We start from the raw sequence: 15748 nt of genomic DNA, 5'->3' as shown, positions 1-15748 counted from the left end.
ATGCAGTTTGGTTTCGACTGGGCAACCATCATCCGGCAGGTGTTCTCGCCACAGGGAACGTTCGTCTTTTCGCTCGTGGTACTGGCGTTTGGCATCGTGCTCGGCTATCTCGTCTGGCGCTCGTCCCGGCGGTTCATGCGCGAACTCGGTGTGCCAGAGGCAGTTGAGGGGACACCGTTCGAGCGGACGGCGCGAGGACTCGGCACATCAACTGTCGGCATCGTCTCGAACCTGGCGGCGCTGTTTATCTACATTACGACGGTCACCGCCGTCCTCAACATCGCGCAACTGACAGACCCGGAACTGTACTGGGCCCGCTTCACGTCGTTCCTACCTGACCTGTTTATCGCCCTGTTTGCCGTCATCATCGGCCTCATCGCGGGCGACAAGGCCAAGCTCATCGTCTCCGAGCGACTGCGCAGCGTCAAGATGCCCGAGGCGACGGTCCTGCCCGAACTCGTCAAGTACAGTATCTTCTATCTGGCAGTACTCATCGCACTCGGGCAACTGGGCGTCGAAACCCTTGCGCTGCTCATTCTCCTCGGGGCGTACGCGTTCGGGCTGGTGTTCGTCTGTGGACTGGCACTGAAGGACATCCTGCAGGCCGGTGCAGCCGGTCTTTACCTCCTGTTGACAGAGCCATACAGCATCGGGGACGAAATTGTCATCGGTGACCAGAGCGGCATCGTGCAAGAAGTCGACATCCTCGTCACGCGTATCGAGAGCGACGGCGAGGAGTACATCATCCCGAACAAGCGCGTGTTCAACACGGGTATCGTCCGTATTCGCGGCTAAGTGAGGTTACGCTTCTTCGGTTGTCTCGTCGTCCGCGCCCAGCGGTTCGGCCGGGACGCCAGCAACGGTCGTCTCTGGCGGCACATCGGTAGTCACGAGCGAGTTCGCGGCGACCTGTGCGCCCGGGCCGATTTCGACGCCGGGAAGCACAATCGCGCCCGCACCAATCATGGCCCGTTCGCCGACAACGACTTCGCCAGTGCGGTACTCATCCTGCAGGAACTCATGACACAGCAGCGTCGCGTCGTAGCCGATGATAGCGTGGTCCTCGACGGTGATGAGTTCCGGCCAGAACACGTCCGGCGTTGACTCCAAGCCCCACGCGACGCCGTCGCCGACAGTGACACCGAGTCGCGAGAGCAGCCAGTTCTTCAGCCGGAGGCTCGGCGAGATGCGACAGACGAGGATGACGACGTAGTTGACCATCACCCGGAGCGGGTGTTTGGCGTCCGGCCACGGGAACAGGGAATTGTGCGGGCCGGGCGTCGGGTGCTGGCGCAGCCGGTCGTGTCGTGGACCACTCACGTCTGTCGTATACGGGGCCGCGATAATCAAACCCGTCGGCTCGCCGGCGGTCACCGCGTCCAGAACGTCGGCGTCAGCATCACCAGCACGGGGACGATTTCGATTCGGCCGACCCACATCAGCAGTATCATCAGCACCTTGCTCGACTGAGCGAATCCCTCGTAGGTCCCGTAGGGGCCGGCCTGCCCGAACGCCGGACCGATGTTGAAGAACATCGACGCGGCGGCGCTGAGGGCCTCGAACTCGGTTATCGGTGCGCCCGCCCGCTCGCCGTCGGCCACGAGCAGGACAGTACCGAGTATGAAAAACACCAGCGCGACCAGCGTGTACGCATACACGTCGCGGACGGTGTCCTCGTCGACGATTTCCCGTCCCAGTCGGACCGGGCGGACACTCCAACGGTGGGCCGAAACGTTCAGGTCCCGCCAGAAGGACTTGGTGACGATGAGCCAGCGCAGCGTCTTGATAGAGCAGGTGGTGCTCCCGGCCATCCCGCCGATGAACATCATCACGAAGAGGACGTTCTTTGCGCCGGCCGACCAGGTGTTGAAATCCGTTGAGGCGTAGCCCGTCGTCGTGACGATGGCGGCGGTCTGGAAGACGGCGTGGCGAACCGTCGCCCCGACACCACCGGTGAATCCCTGATCAAGCACGAGCAGGCCGCCGATGAGCAGGGTGCCGACCCCGAGAATCCCCACGTAGAAGTGGAACTCCTCGCTCTGCCGGAGTCGGTCAGTGTCGCCCCGAACGAGCGCGTACAGCAGGACGAAGTTCGTTGCGCCGACGATCATGAACAGCGTCACCGCCCACTGGACGGCCGGGGAGAACGCGCCGATGCTCTCGGCTCGCGGCGAAAAACCCGCCGTTGCGATGGCGGTGAACGCGTGGGCAATCGCGTCGAAGAGGGTCATCTTCGGGGCGAAGCCGCTCACTCCCAGCACGAACAGAATAGCCGCCGCAGCAGCTGTCAGACCGAGATACAGCAATCCCAGGATGCGCGCCGTATCCTCGATGCCGGGCGTAAGCTTTGTCACATTCTCGGTCCGGGACTCGGTCTCCATGAGCTGTGCGCCGGCGACCGAGAGCCGCGAGAGCACGGCCGTCGCGAGCAACAGGACGCCGAGGCCGCCGAGCCACTGGAGGACCTGCCGCCACATCAACAGTGCCTGCGAGTGGGCGTCGAAGTCCCGGATGACCGTCGCGCCCGTGGTCGTGATGCCGCTCATTCCCTCGAACAGGGCGTTGACCGGGCTGGCGAACACGCCCGTCCCCTCAAGGAACAGCGGTATCGCGCCGACCACGGCGATGGACAGCCAGGCCAACGACACCGTCAGGAACGCCTCGCGGTCGTCGATGCGCTCGCGCTGGAGGCGAGCGAGCGTTGTGCCGACGCCCAGCGTAATCGCTATCGTGACGAGATACGGTAGCGGCGACTCACCGTACAACACAGCCACCAGTGCGGGAATCACCAGCGGAACGGCCAACCACTGCAAAATCGCACCGAGAACGTTCAGCGACGACCGCACGTCGACAGTGGTCAGTGCCAAGGGCGTTCACCGCCCGGCGATTTTCCGGCGCGTGACCGCTGACGCTGCCACCACGCGCTCAGTCCGCGCCGCCGCAGATGTCGTTCATGTGGTCGATACGCTGCTGAACCAGATCGGCTTTACCGATGTCGTGGCGGACCCGAAGCCCCTCTGTGCCGGCCCGCTGAAGCGCTTCTTCGGCGATGGCCTCCGCGTCGCCAATCGTTTCTGCGAGGCCGACAACGGCGTAGGAGCGAGAGGTAGTCGTGTAGATACCGTCCTCACGGTCGTCGACGCTGGCGTAGCACAGCAGCGCCTCCGGGGCCGTCTCCGGGTCGTCACCGGACTGCTTGCGGTGGTCGTTGACGACCTCCGCGATGACGTCGTCGTCGATTGTTACCTTCGCCCCGGCGTCGGGGTCGGTCGGGTAGCCGTCCGGGACGGCGTACTTGCAGACGGTCGCCAGCGGGCGGAAGGAGAGCTGTGGCAGGGGGTCGTCGTCGCGTGCGGCGGTCAGTACGTCGAGGAAGTCCGTGTTGAGCACCGGCAGCGTGTTCATCGCCTCGGGGTCGCCAAAGCGAGCGTTGAACTCCACGACGCGTGGCCCAGTCTCGGTGAGCATGAACTGCCCGTAGAGGACGCCCTTGTAGCCGTCGAGCGCGTCGACGGTCGCCCGGAGCACGTCGACGGCGTCCATGTAGTCGTCCTCGTCCATGAACGGCAGGTGGAGGCTGGCGTCGGAGTAGCTCCCCATCCCGCCGGTGTTTGGTCCCTCGTCGCCCTCGTAGGCACGCTTGTGGTCCTGCACTGCTGGCGTGACGCGCAGTTGCCCGTTTGCGACAAAGGCCTGCACGGTGAACTCCTCGCCGACGAGGCGCTCTTCGAGGACGACGCGGTCGTAGTCGGAACTCCGGAGGTACTCCTTGGCCTCCTCGGCAGTGCACTGGTCGCCGATGACGCGGACGCCCTTACCGCCGGTCAGCCCGGCGGGCTTGACCGCGAGGTCGCCGTCGTACTCGTCGATGTACTCGCAGGCGGCGTCCATGTCCTCGAACGTCTCGAAATCCGGACAGCCGGGGATATCGTGTTCCCGCATGAACCGCCGCTGGAACGCCTTGTCCGTCTCGATGCGGGCCTCCTGCTCCTGTGGCCCGAATGTGTAGATACCGGCGTCGTCCAGCGCGTCGGCGACACCTGCGGCGAGGGCCGCCTCGGGTCCGATGACCGCCAGCGTGGCGTCGACCTCGCGAGCGTAGGTCGTCACGGCTGTCGGGTTGGTCGTATCGAGTGCCTCGAAGCCGTCGGCGAGGGCGACGATGCCCGGATTCCGGTTGCCGGCACAGGCGTACAGCTCTCCCGGCGAGTTCCCGAGCGAGCGCGCAATCGCGTGTTCCCGGCCGCCGCCACCCACGAGCAGCACTGTCTCTGACATACCCGAAGGCCGGATGGGCTCTCACGTAAGTATTGTCTTTTCGCCGGTTTGCGCTGACTGTGGCAGTCGTTTCTGTGTCGAGCGCGCTCGTGTGCAGGTCCGCTGGACGGAGACCGGGAGCTACTTTGCCCGACTGTCTGACACACAGAGATATGTCCCCTCCCCGCCCCTTCATCGACCCCGCGACAGGAGAGATAGACAGGGCCCAGATACTCTCAGAGGCCATGCCACTCGCGAAGCTCATCGGCGTGTTCGTTGCCGGGAGCCTCCCTCTCTATGCAATCGCGTTCTTCGGTGCGGAGAACTCCGTACTGGGTGTAGTACTGGCCCTGCTCGGTAATTTCATCCTCGCCATCGGAGCCGGTGTCGTCCTGATGTACGTCATTGCCCGTGGAATCCGGCTGGCTGGCGAGTGAGGCGTCGCTGCCGGCGTCGCGTTCCTTTTCACCGCGGCGCTCCCAGCCACGGGTATGAGCGACGCCACGGACCCGACGGCCCGAAACCGACTCGACGAGGCGGAGAGCCCGTATCTCCGCCAGCACGCTGACAATCCGGTCAACTGGCAGCCCTGGGACGAGACAGCCCTGGAAGCCGCCAGAGAGCGGGACGTTCCCATTTTCCTCTCGATTGGTTACGCAGCGTGTCACTGGTGTCACGTCATGGAGGAGGAGAGCTTCGAGGACGAGGCCATTGCCGAACAACTCAACGAGAACTTCGTCCCGATAAAGGTCGACCGCGAGGAGCGGCCGGACCTCGATTCGGTGTACATGAGTATCTGTCAGCAGGTGACCGGTGGCGGTGGCTGGCCGCTATCGGCCTGGCTCACGCCGGAGGGGGAGCCGTTCTACGTCGGGACATACTTCCCGCCGGAGGAGAAGCGCGGGCAGCCAGGCTTTGGCGACCTGCTCCAGCGCCTTTCAGGCTCGTGGTCGGACCCCGAGCAGCGCGAGGAGATGGAGAACCGCGCCCAGCAGTGGACCGAGGCCATCGAGAGCGACCTCGAAGCGACGCCGGCAGACCCTGAGGACCCCGCAGAGGACATCATTCAGACCGCCGGCACCATCGCCCATCGCGGGGCCGACCGGCAGGACGGCGGCTGGGGCTCCGGCGGCCCAAAGTTCCCCCAGAACGGGCGACTACACGCATTGCTGCGGGCATATGCTGACGGTGGGCAAGAAGACTACCTGAACGTCGTCGAGGAGACGCTGGACGTGATGGCCGACCGGGGGCTGTACGACCACGTTGGTGGGGGCTTCCACCGCTACGCGACAGACCAGCAGTGGGCCGTGCCGCACTTCGAGAAGATGCTGTACGACAACGCCGAGATTCCGCGGGCCTTCCTCGCCGGCTATCAGGCCATCGGCTCGGAGCGCTACGCGTCGGTCGTCCGGGAGACATTCGAGTTCGTCCAGCGCGAGCTGCAACACCCCGACGGGGGCTTTTTCAGCACGCTAGACGCCGAGAGCGCACCTCCTGATGACCCGGATGGTGACAGCGAAGAGGGGCTGTTCTACGTCTGGACGCCCGAGGAAGTCCACGAGGCTGTCGACGACGAGACGGACGCCGAGGTTTTCTGTGACTACTTCGGCGTCACGGAGCGGGGCAACTTCGAGGGCGCGACGGTGCTGGCTGTCCGAAAACCGGTAGCTGTGCTGGCCGAGGAGTACGACCGGAGCGAGGATGACATCACGGCGAGTCTCCAGCGCGCGCTAAACGAGACGTTCGAGGCCAGAAAGAGCCGACCGCGACCGGCCCGCGACGAGAAGGTGCTGGCCGGCTGGAACGGCCTGATGATTCGGACGCTCGCTGAGGGCGCGATTGTCCTCGACGACCAGTATGCAGACGTGGCCGCCGACGCCCTCTCGTTCGTTCGGAAGCACCTGTGGGACGCCGACGCGGGACGACTCAATCGCCGGTACAAGGACGACGACGTGGCTATTGACGGCTATCTGGAGGACTACGCGTTCCTCGGCCGCGGCGCGCTGACGCTGTTCGAGGCGACCGGCGACGTCGAGCACCTCGCCTTTGCGATGGACCTCGGCCAGGCAATCACGGAGGCGTTCTGGGACGACGAGCAGGGCACGCTCTTCTTTACCCCGACCGGCGGCGAATCGCTGGTCGCACGGCCCCAGGAACTGACCGACCAGTCGACGCCGTCGAGCACGGGCGTCGCCGTCGACCTCCTGCTGTCGCTGTCCCATTTCAGCGAGGACGACCGCTTCGAAAGCGTGGCCGAGCGGGTCATCCGAACCCACGCCGACCGCGTCTCCTCGAACCCGCTCCAGCACGCCTCGCTCACGCTGGCGACGGACACCTACGAGCAGGGCGCGCTGGAGCTCACGCTGGTCGGCGACCAGTCAGACTACCCGACTGAGTGGACGGAGACCCTCGCCAAGCAGTACATCCCGCGGCGCTTGCTGGCTCACCGGCCAGCCGAGAAAAGTCGTTTCGAGCAGTGGCTCGACACACTGGAGGTGGACGAGTCGCCGCCGATCTGGGCCGGCCGCACGCAGGTCGACGACCGACCGACGGTGTACGCCTGCCGGAACTTCGCCTGTTCACCGCCGAAACACGACCTCGTGACAGCGTTAGACTGGGGCGAAACGGCCGACGATTCGGAGTAAAGTTACGCCATCGCGTTTTCGATTTTGTCAGCGAGATACACCGCAATAGGGACCGGCTCTTCCTCGACGAATCGGGCGATCTCCTCGCCGTCGTGTTCGACGACGACCGTCGGAATGAGTTCGATGTCGTACGCCTCGACCTCCGGGCCGGTCTTCGAGCCGTCGTCTTCCTTCTCGACGGGGTAGTGGTGGACCTGCCCCTCTGGGACACCCGCGGCTTTCAGCGCCGCCCCGAAGTCGGGAAGCTGCGCCCGGCAGTCCTTACACCAGTCGCCGCCCCAGATCTTGTACTCGAACTCGTCAGCGTAGCGTGTGAGAACGTCGACGGTGTCAGCGTAGGCGTCTTCGACCCACACCGGATTCGGCTCCATGGTTTCGAGCGTCTGACTCATAACCGGCTGTATGTAGTCAGGGGGCTTGAAATCCCCGGCCACGAATTCCGCGAGTCAGACGAGCTTCAGCTAATACATCGGGATTTCAGTTGGGATAGGGCTGGACGCGCTAGCGGTCGACTGGAACAGTCGTCCGAATGTCTCGCGACGACCGGCCGATTTCGACGGTGTACGTTCCGGTGTCGACCGTCCAGCCGGAATTCGGGTCGTACCGGGAGAACGCCAGGTCGTCCAGCGTCAGTGCTACCGTCTTCTGTTCATCAGCATCTAACTGTACAGCCTCGAACCCGGCGAGTTCGCGCCGCGGGCGGTCGACGCCGTCCACGGACGGCGGTCGGACGTAAGCCTGAATTACTTCTCGGCCCGGCCGGTCGGCGGCGTTCTCGACTGGAACTGCGACCGTCCGCTCGCCTGTGGTTTCGGCATCGCCGTATTCGAACGTCGCATACGAGTGGCCGTGACCGAACGGATAGGTCGGGTCGGCGTCTTCGTCGTCGAAGTGTCGGTAGCCGATAAAGACGCCCTCATCGTAGTGGACTTCGTCGTCGACACCGGGGTAGCGGCGTTCGGCCCCAGCGGTCGGATACTCGCCTTCTGGGGCGAACGTGACCGGGAGCCGACCGCTCGGGTCACGGTCACCATAGAGGACGGCGGCCGCTGCGTCCCCGTCCGCCTGCCCGGGGTACCACTGTTCGAGGACCGCGGCCACGTCCTCGCGCCACGGGAGTTCCACGGGGCCGCCGGACCTGACGACGACCACAGTGTTCTCGTTGGCGGCCGCGACGGCCGAGAGGAGGTCGTCTTGCTGGCCCGGGAGCGCCAGTGAATCGCGGTCCCGCGCCTCCGTCGTCGCATCGCGGACAAACACCACGGCGACATCGGCTGCCGCGGCCGCGTCGACAGCGTCGTCGAGTGACGGGTCCTGTTGGGCGATGTCCGCTGCCGTACCGTCGGTATCGTCGTCCTCACCGACAAACGGCAGGAGGTCGAACAGCGAAACGGACTCTATCTGCGGGACGCCGAACGCTGTCGTGACTGCGCCCTCGGCGCGGGATTCGATTCCCGCGACTGGTGTAACCGAGTGGACCGGCGTCGTTTCGGAAGAGCCGCCCCCGCCCAGTTTCGGCTCGTCGATGTTTGGTCCGATGACAGCCACGTCCGCTCCGTCAGCCAGCGGCAGGACCCCGTCGTTATCGAGCAACACCGTTCCGCGGGCCGCCACGTCCGCAGCGATATCTCTGTGTCGCTGGCTGTCGAGTTCGCCCGCTTGGTCGTCGCTTGCACCGTCTTCGGCGGCGGTACGGCTGCCGTCCAGTCGCCCGAATCGGTCCATCTGACCGAGAACCCGCCGGACCATGTCATCAAGGCGTTCGGCCGGAACCTCGCCGCTGTCGATGGCTTCGACGAGCGGGTCGCCGAACAGGCCTGCGCGGGTCGCGTCCGGGATGCCGTCGGGCCACTCGAACTCCTCGGCATCATCCGCAGTGTCGCTGTTGGCGGCTTCCGCTGCCCCGGGGGCCGCCACCCCGGGCATCTCTACGTCCATGCCTGCGTTCGCCGCGCCGACAGTGCTCTCCAGCCCGTACCAGTCCGAGACGACGTAACCGTCGAACCCCCACTCGCCTTTGAGTACGTCGCCGACGAGGCGCCCGTGGTCACTCATGTGTGTGCCGTTCACTCGGTTGTACGCCGTCATCACCGACCCGACGCCAGCGTCAACAGCCGAATGGAACGGTGGAAGATACAGCTCTCGGAGCGTCCGTTCATCCACTTCGGTGCTGACGGTCGTGCGATGTGTCTCCTGGTTGTTGGCGACGAAGTGTTTCACTGTGGCGACGACATCAGCGGACTGGATGCCGTCGATAAGGCCGGCCCCGACAGCGCCGGCGTGGACTGGGTCCTCGGAGAGATACTCGAAGTTGCGGCCGCAGTGCGGGACCCGGATGATGTTCACGCCGGGCGCAAGCAGCGCGTCCTGTCCGAGCGCCGCTGCTTCGCGGCCCATCGCCGCCCCCTGTTGTCGGGCCAGATCGGGGTCAAACGTTGCTGCTGTCGCAATTGACGCCGGAAAGGCAGTCGCACGCTGTCCCTCGGCGCGGATTCCCAGCGGCCCGTCGACGAGGCGAAACGGCGGAATCCCGGCTTCCTCGACACCCGAAAGGTACCCCGTCGCTGTGCCCTCCGGGTCGGTTGCACCGCGAACGAGAGCGAGTTTCTGTGGACGGGACAGCCGGGCAAGTACCGCTTCAATGTGGTCGTCATCGGCCATACCGGAGTTCACGGCCGGGCAGGCCTTAGAGTGTCGACTGGTCAGGACGGCGTCTCGGGCGATTGGACCGACTGCGTTTCGAGCCCCGAAACAACGAGTTTCGCGCCACCGGACCGGCTTTCGGTCATCTCGACGGCCCACCCGTGAGATTTGACGACGTGCTGGACGATTGCCAGTCCGAGGCCGGTTCCCGACTCGGAGCTGGTAACGCCGTGTGTGAATATCTCCTCCCGTTCCTCGGGTGGGACACCGGGGCCGTCGTCGCCGATTGTGAACCCGTCCGAGGTGGCGTCAACACGTATCGTTACTCCTGTGCCCGCCGGTTCTACGCTGTTGTCGGATTCCGGCCGACTGTGCCCGTGCTCGGTACTGTCGTCGCCCCCTGGTCGACCGCCTGTGGAGCCATGCTCCACGGCGTTCCGAACCACGTTTTCGAACAGCTGTAGAAGTTGGTCACGGTCGCCGGTAATTTCTCTGTCACCGTCGATTTGCAGCGTTGCCTCGCCGGTGTCGACGTGGGCCCAGGCCGCCTTTGCCAGCGCCGAGAGCCGTAGCTCGACTCGGTCGGTCGTCTTCTCGTCGCGAGCGAAGGCAAGCACCTCGTCGATGAGGCTGCTCATCCGTTCGTGGGCTTCCTCGACGCGGTCGAACTCCTCGGGGTCATTGCGTTCTCGGGCCAGTGCCAGTCGCCCCGAAGCCACGCTCAGTGGGTTCCGAAGGTCGTGTGAGAGGACGGCGGCGAACTGGTCGAGCTGCTGGTTCCGGCGTTCGAGTTCTCGCTCCCGCTGCTTTTGTTCGGTGATTTCGTGGACGAGAAACACGCGCCCGACCAGTGTGTCGCGGGAGTCATACAGCGGGGTGAGCTGGACATCGAAAAACCGGTCGCGCTGCTCGATAACGGCCTGTGTTTCCTTGGCGTCGTCGTTCAGACCGCGGTACTTTTCCAGTAGCTCGGGCGACGTTTCGAGCGCGTCCTCGACGGATTGGCCGACGATAGTCTCCTCTCGAAGTAGCTGGCGGCCGGCGTCATTGGCCTCGATTATCTTGCTGTTCGTGTCGACGACGAACACGGCGCTGTTGAGCGACTCGACGACCTCTCGATAGGCGACCGGTGAGATGTCCAGCAATCGCCCCCTGAAGAACGCCCACGAGAGGGTGAGCCCAGTGCCCGCCAGCAACAGCGGTGTGAGTTCGATGCTGGTGTCGCCGAAGATGCTGAGGACGCTCCCGAACCACGGGAGGCCGATGGCCAGCAGGACGGCGTACACCTGCTTCCGGTACAGACCGCCGGAAACGAGTGCGTAGTGGATGATGAGCGCACTTGACACGGCGATAAGTGCGTAGGAGTACACCAGATGACCCCAGAAAACAGGCCCGCCGGTGATTTCCCAGCCGTACATAGCAGCGTCTGTCGGGCCAGAGATACTGTATATCGCGCCGTCGGGGCCGACAAACAGTGCAGCAAAGAACACGATGGGTTCGACAGTCAGTAGCGCGACGGTCCGCCGGCTGAGATAGCGGTCGCGGTCGGTGTAGGCCAGCGCAAATGCGAACAGGCCGGCCATCGCGGGCATCACACCGACGAACACGCCGTACGCGAAAAGCAGCGCCAACTCGGTTCCGCGTGTCAGAACACCGGCCGCAGCACAGAGGTCCCATATCGAGAGGCCGGCGAGCAGAACCGCGAGTGCGGTCCCGCCGCTGTAGTCGCGCCGCCCCCATGCGTACACCGACAGCGTCCCGAGGACAACGGCCACAGCCAGCAGGAGAAAGGCGTACGCAACGAGCAGCGTGGCCATTACCGTATAATCCGGCCCAGCAAGTAAATGGGTTCCGCCCAGTTCGAGGGGTTTACACACTCGCTCGGCATACCGGCGGGTATGCCTGTCGACAAGCAGGAGTTCGACGAGATACTGTCGTTCGAGCTCCACGAGCCCGCGGACATTCTCGACCCCGACAAACTGTACACCATCCCGGAAATCGCCCGCCTGCTGCAGGGCCTCCCGGCAGATGCCCAACTTAATGAGGCCAACGAGTCCGTGTTCATCGACTGGGCGATCCCGTGGATGATCTTCAATCAGGACGACCTCGTGATCGCCGACCCGCAGGACGATGATGTTGTCGGGCTGTACGGCCTCGCTGAGTCATGAAGCTCCTCGTTGCCGGCAGTGACCGGGTCGACGCGGGCAAGACCACGTTCAGCGTCGGCCTGCTCGAACGGACCAGCGCTCAGGGGTTCAAGCCCAGAGCGGGCAACAACTACTGGTTCGACCACGACGACTATCAGCGAGCGACAAACGAGGGGCGGCTGTACGGCAAGGACGCCAAGCGCCTCGCGGCCGCGTCACCGAGCGATGTCGCACCGGAAGAGATCAATCCGATTCACCGCCTCTGGCACCCCTCACCGGGAGCCGAGACGGGCCTGCTCGGGAAAGAAAACCAGCAGTTCGTCGTGGACCGGGTCGGCCGCCCGAGTACGGAAACGGGCGTCGAGTATGTCGTCAACGGGACTGTCGACATTCCGGAGTCCGTTGCCGAGCGACTCCCGCTTGCCGATGCGCCACGAGTAACCTCGATCGCCGATTTCAACGACCTGATGCGGGTGATGCACGTCGAGGCGCTGGAGTCGGTCGCCGCGGATATCGAAGCGACGGACCGGGCAGTCATCGAATCCTACGGCGATGTGGCTCGGCCGCTGTCAGGTATCGAACCAGATGCCGTGGCCGTCGTCGAACCCGGCCGAGCCCGCATCTACGACGGCGACCGATACAGCAAGGCCTGTCAGATCGCCACCGGTGGTCCCGGCGACGGGCAACTGGAGGAACGAGTGCCGAACGTCGTCGACCTCATCGAACAGGTCGCGGCAGTACGGCTCCCCGCGCTCGACAGCGAGCAGCGCAGTGACCCGGCGGCTGTCGCCGATGCGTACGACCACGCCTACGACGCCTTGCTGGCCTGTGCGTTCGACTAAAAGCTGTGCGCTGTCCCGCGATCTCAGAACTTCGCGGCCTGCAGCGCCAGTTCGATGTCCTGGTACGGCGCGTCGGTGATGCTGGGTCCGTGACCGGTGTGCATCTCCTGTAAGTCCTCGTCGGTGACCGACAGCACCCGCTCGATGCTGTCGACGAGCAGGTCCCGGTTGCCTTCGTCGAGGTCGGTCCGGCCGAAGCTCCCGTTGGCGAACACGAGGTCGCCGGCGAACAGGACGCCGGCGTCGTCCGAGTAGAAGCAGAGATGGTCGTTCTTGTGGCCGGGCGTGTGCAGCGCCCGGTAGTCGTGGTCACCTAGCTGTATCGTCTCATCGTCGGCGATAGCGTACTCGACGCCATCCTGATCCGTATCGTAGCCGTACACCGGTACGTCGAAGGCGTCGACGACGCTGTCGAGGTTCTCGACGTGGTCGTAGTGGGTGTGGGTGACGGCGACAGCGTCGATATCGTCGACGTGCTCTTCGACAGTCGACACCACGTCGAATTCGTTGCCGACGTCCACCAGCACAGTTCGGTCCCCAGTGACGAGGAACACGTTGCTCGTGAAGGCCTGTTGCCCACGGGCGAGATTTCGAATCATTACCCGCCTATTTGCCGTCGTCCCGGATGTGGGTATCGTTCTGTTACCGGTCGAGACGCGCTGCACGCCCGCACCCACAGGGCTATGTACGTGGATATGCAAACGAGGGATAGTAGAACATTATGTCAGATTCGGACCTACCTGTGGTGCTTATCGTCGAAGATGAACCAGATGTTGCCGAGACGTACAAACTGTGGCTGCAACAGGAGTACGAGGTCCGCATGGCACAGAACGGCGACGAGGGCCTGGAGCAACTGGACGCGGATGTCGATGTGGTGCTGCTCGACCGGATGATGCCCGGACTTTCTGGAGACGAAGTGCTTGAGCGCATTCGCGAGCGTGATCTTGGCTGTCGGGTGGCAATGGTCACCGCTGTCGAACCGGACTTCGATATTCTTGAGATGGGCTTTGACGCATACCTCTCGAAGCCGATCCGGAGCGAACAGCTACATGAGACGGTCGACAATCTGCTCGACCGCTCCGAATACGACTCGCTGCTGCAGGAGTATTACGCACTCGTCGAGAAGCAGGCGACGCTCGAAGCGACAAAGTCGAGCGCGGAACTGGCAGAAAGCAGTCAGTACGACGAGCTGAGCCAGCGAATCGCGGAGATGCGAGACGACCTCTCAGATACACTTGGTGGCATCGAAGACGACTCCGATTTCATCGCAACGCTTCGCGGACTGAGCGACGATGAAGACAACTGAGCGACAAACAATGTATGATCTCACCTCAGTACTAGAGTTCGATGCGCTCAGTGAGGTCCGGCCAGGGTCAAGCATCCTGATATCCGGCCCAGCAATGAGCGGGAAGGAACGACTCGCATACGATATTCTCGCCGACGGGTTGGACAGAGGTGACGGCGCGGTGGTCGTGACGACCGGTGACGGCGCGGGTAGCGTCGTCGAAGAGTTCCGTTCGCTCGTTCCCGACCTCGACGACTCACAACTCGGTGTCATCGACTGCCGGGGGGAGAGTGGCACGGACGAGGAGGTAATCGGTAACGCTCACGCGCATCACGTCTCTTCGCCCGGTGATCTCACCGGCATCGGTATCGGTATCACAAAGGCGCTTGAGGGGCTGCACAACGCCGGCAACGAACAGGGCCGTCTCGCCCTCGTCTCGCTGTCGACAATGCTGACCTACACGGACAAGAAGACCGTGTTCAAGTTCTGTCACGTGCTGTCCTCACGGCTGGACTCTGCTGGCTACATCGGCGTGTTTACCATCGACTCGGGAGCCCACGACGACCAGACCCTGCAGGTCATCAAGCAGGCGTTCGACGGGATGATCGACGTGCGCGACGCCGAGGGCGGCGGCCGCGAGGCCCGCGTACTCGGGCTGTCCGGCGAGCCGACCGACTGGCAGGACATCTGAGTACGGAGCCATCCACGGGCAGTCCGAAACGCCGTGTCGGTCCGGGAAGGAAGTATTTTGCCGCTCCGGGACACCCACCCGATATGGACGTCAAGCTGCTCGAAGCGACAGACGACCCCGAGGATCTTATCTGCAAGGCAGCACGCAACGACTACAGCGACACCTCCGTCGGCAGCCAGTCGTTCGAAGCGACGATGGCTGAGGTCGACGGAGACTCCCTTGAGGAAAAAAAGGAGACGCTCATCGGGCATCTCCTCGACCACGGCCACTTCGGCCCCTTCGAACACGCGCAGGCGACTTTCGCCGTCGAAGGCGTTTCCCGCTCCTGTATGGCCCAGATCACCCGTCACCGACACGTCTCATTCGATGTGCAGTCGATGCGGTACGTCTCCTTCGACGACGTGGACCCCGAAGCCGTCCGCGAGGGTGAACTGGTCGTGACGCCGCCGTCTGCGACGGATCCGGACTGGATCGGCCGGAACCAGCAGAAGGCAAGCGTCTCCGACGAAGAGTTCGAAGAACGCGCGGAGATATTCAAAGACACCATCGAGCAGGCGGTCGAATCGTATCAGGAGCTGCTTGAGCTGGGAATGCCGCCGGAAGACGCCCGGTTCGTACTGCCAATCGGCACCAAGGTGAACATCGTGATGTCGATGAACGCCCGAATGCTGATGCACGTCGCGGATATGCGAGCCGCGGCGGACGCACAGTGGGAGATCCGAGAGATGACCGAGGAGATGCTCGAGTTGGCGGCCGACTGGTGTCCCAAGACCTTCGAGTACTACGAACAGGAGATGAAGGGGCGCAAGAACCGGCTCGCCCCCTGACAGGTCCGGCACTTCTCTCGGCGGTTCAGAGCGACTGTCTCCGGCTACGACCATCGACAATTGTTGAATCGACCTTGATACTCACAACGGCAATAGCAAGACACAAGTCGTTTTGTTGCATAAACGGCCGGGTTTCAGAGTATCAAAAGACGAAACGAGTACGACACATTCATTACCGCACATCCTAGATGAACAATTGTGTCTTACGAGGTTGAACGTCCCACCCGTCGGTCGGGAACTGCGTCTGATGTGATGTGTACTGTCGACGATGTCGACGGCCAGCAGCGGTTCGTCATCGCCGATATTGCCCACGATGACACCTGGATTTCGATGGTAGCGGACGAGACCTGTACACTTACAGCCTGGCGATAACGGACGACCACCGGCTGAAAAGTTTTTGTTGGCTGCTCT

At 63.7% G+C, this 15748-nt stretch carries 16 protein-coding genes; 9 read left to right on the top strand and 7 right to left on the bottom strand.

The window, feature by feature from the left end:
- Complete coding sequence (locus G9C82_RS00590; RefSeq protein WP_004960988.1) at positions 1 to 795, top strand: mechanosensitive ion channel domain-containing protein; 795 nt, start codon at positions 1 to 3, stop codon at positions 793 to 795.
- Positions 796 to 801: 6 nt separating this feature from the next.
- Here G9C82_RS00590 and G9C82_RS00585 read toward each other — a convergent pair whose 3' ends face one another.
- The 3 genes from G9C82_RS00585 to purD are packed head-to-tail and all read right to left on the bottom strand — an operon-like array spanning position 802 to position 4278.
- Positions 802 to 1350 carry a DapH/DapD/GlmU-related protein gene (locus G9C82_RS00585; RefSeq protein WP_174789849.1) on the bottom strand — a complete coding sequence of 183 codons (549 nt, stop codon included), beginning with the start codon at positions 1348 to 1350 and terminating at the stop codon, positions 802 to 804.
- 20 nt (positions 1351 to 1370) lie between these two features.
- On the bottom strand, positions 1371 to 2867 hold the full coding sequence (locus G9C82_RS00580) for a TrkH family potassium uptake protein (RefSeq protein ID WP_127013093.1): 1497 nt from the start codon (positions 2865 to 2867) through the stop codon (positions 1371 to 1373).
- Between the two features lie 58 nt (positions 2868 to 2925).
- Positions 2926 to 4278 (bottom strand): phosphoribosylamine--glycine ligase, encoded by a 1353-nt coding sequence (gene purD / locus G9C82_RS00575; protein ID WP_127013092.1) that lies wholly within the window; start codon positions 4276 to 4278, stop codon positions 2926 to 2928.
- A gap of 152 nt (positions 4279 to 4430) precedes the next feature.
- On the opposite strand from purD, the gene G9C82_RS00570 reads away from it, so the two are divergent.
- Both G9C82_RS00570 and G9C82_RS00565 read left to right on the top strand, forming a co-directional pair.
- On the top strand, positions 4431 to 4694 hold the full coding sequence (locus tag G9C82_RS00570) for a hypothetical protein (protein ID WP_004960980.1): 264 nt from the start codon (positions 4431 to 4433) through the stop codon (positions 4692 to 4694).
- Between the two features lie 54 nt (positions 4695 to 4748).
- Positions 4749 to 6902 (top strand): thioredoxin domain-containing protein, encoded by a 2154-nt coding sequence (locus G9C82_RS00565; RefSeq protein ID WP_127013091.1) that lies wholly within the window; start codon positions 4749 to 4751, stop codon positions 6900 to 6902.
- Positions 6903 to 6904: 2 nt separating this feature from the next.
- On the opposite strand, the gene G9C82_RS00560 is transcribed toward G9C82_RS00565, so the two are convergent.
- The 3 genes from G9C82_RS00560 to G9C82_RS00550 form a co-directional block, all read right to left on the bottom strand.
- Complete coding sequence (locus G9C82_RS00560) at positions 6905 to 7294, bottom strand: thioredoxin family protein (RefSeq protein WP_007190149.1); 390 nt, start codon at positions 7292 to 7294, stop codon at positions 6905 to 6907.
- Between the two features lie 109 nt (positions 7295 to 7403).
- On the bottom strand, positions 7404 to 9563 hold the full coding sequence (locus G9C82_RS00555) for a glycoside hydrolase family 3 protein (protein ID WP_127013090.1): 2160 nt from the start codon (positions 9561 to 9563) through the stop codon (positions 7404 to 7406).
- Between the two features lie 41 nt (positions 9564 to 9604).
- A complete protein-coding gene (locus G9C82_RS00550) occupies positions 9605 to 11362 on the bottom strand; it encodes a histidine kinase N-terminal 7TM domain-containing protein (RefSeq protein WP_127013089.1) in 1758 nt (585 codons plus the stop codon).
- A gap of 27 nt (positions 11363 to 11389) precedes the next feature.
- Here G9C82_RS00550 and G9C82_RS00545 point away from each other — a divergent pair, with 27 nt between their 5' ends.
- Positions 11390 to 11713: a DUF5827 family protein gene (locus G9C82_RS00545; protein ID WP_004960968.1), complete on the top strand. Its 324-nt coding sequence runs from the start codon at positions 11390 to 11392 to the stop codon at positions 11711 to 11713.
- Entirely contained in the window at positions 11710 to 12534 is an 825-nt protein-coding gene (locus tag G9C82_RS00540) for a hypothetical protein (RefSeq protein ID WP_004960965.1), read from the top strand. The genes G9C82_RS00545 and G9C82_RS00540 overlap by 4 nt, the downstream gene beginning before the upstream one ends.
- A 23-nt stretch (positions 12535 to 12557) precedes the next feature.
- Here the strand turns inward: G9C82_RS00540 and G9C82_RS00535 are convergent, their stop codons facing one another.
- Positions 12558 to 13133 carry an MBL fold metallo-hydrolase gene (locus G9C82_RS00535; protein ID WP_004960962.1) on the bottom strand — a complete coding sequence of 192 codons (576 nt, stop codon included), beginning with the start codon at positions 13131 to 13133 and terminating at the stop codon, positions 12558 to 12560.
- A gap of 122 nt (positions 13134 to 13255) precedes the next feature.
- Between G9C82_RS00535 and G9C82_RS00530 the strand changes: the two genes are divergently transcribed.
- From G9C82_RS00530 to G9C82_RS00515, 4 genes are all read left to right on the top strand, one after another.
- A complete protein-coding gene (locus tag G9C82_RS00530) occupies positions 13256 to 13840 on the top strand; it encodes a response regulator transcription factor (protein WP_007190145.1) in 585 nt (194 codons plus the stop codon).
- 10 nt (positions 13841 to 13850) lie between these two features.
- The gene (locus G9C82_RS00525) at positions 13851 to 14510 is read left to right on the top strand and encodes an ATPase domain-containing protein (RefSeq protein ID WP_007190144.1); all 660 of its coding nucleotides are present in this window, start codon (positions 13851 to 13853) and stop codon (positions 14508 to 14510) included.
- 83 nt (positions 14511 to 14593) lie between these two features.
- On the top strand, positions 14594 to 15337 hold the full coding sequence (thyX, locus tag G9C82_RS00520; RefSeq protein ID WP_007190143.1) for an FAD-dependent thymidylate synthase: 744 nt from the start codon (positions 14594 to 14596) through the stop codon (positions 15335 to 15337).
- 198 nt (positions 15338 to 15535) lie between these two features.
- Complete coding sequence (locus G9C82_RS00515) at positions 15536 to 15709, top strand: hypothetical protein (RefSeq protein WP_164734731.1); 174 nt, start codon at positions 15536 to 15538, stop codon at positions 15707 to 15709.
- The last annotated feature ends 39 nt before the right edge of the window (positions 15710 to 15748 follow it).

The sequence above is a fragment of the Haloarcula sp. R1-2 genome (genome assembly GCF_011627385.1).
Classification (GTDB): Archaea; Halobacteriota; Halobacteria; order Halobacteriales; family Haloarculaceae; genus Haloarcula; species Haloarcula marismortui.
Note: the sequence above shows the minus strand (reverse complement) of the source record. Positions and strands in the feature narration are given on the sequence as shown.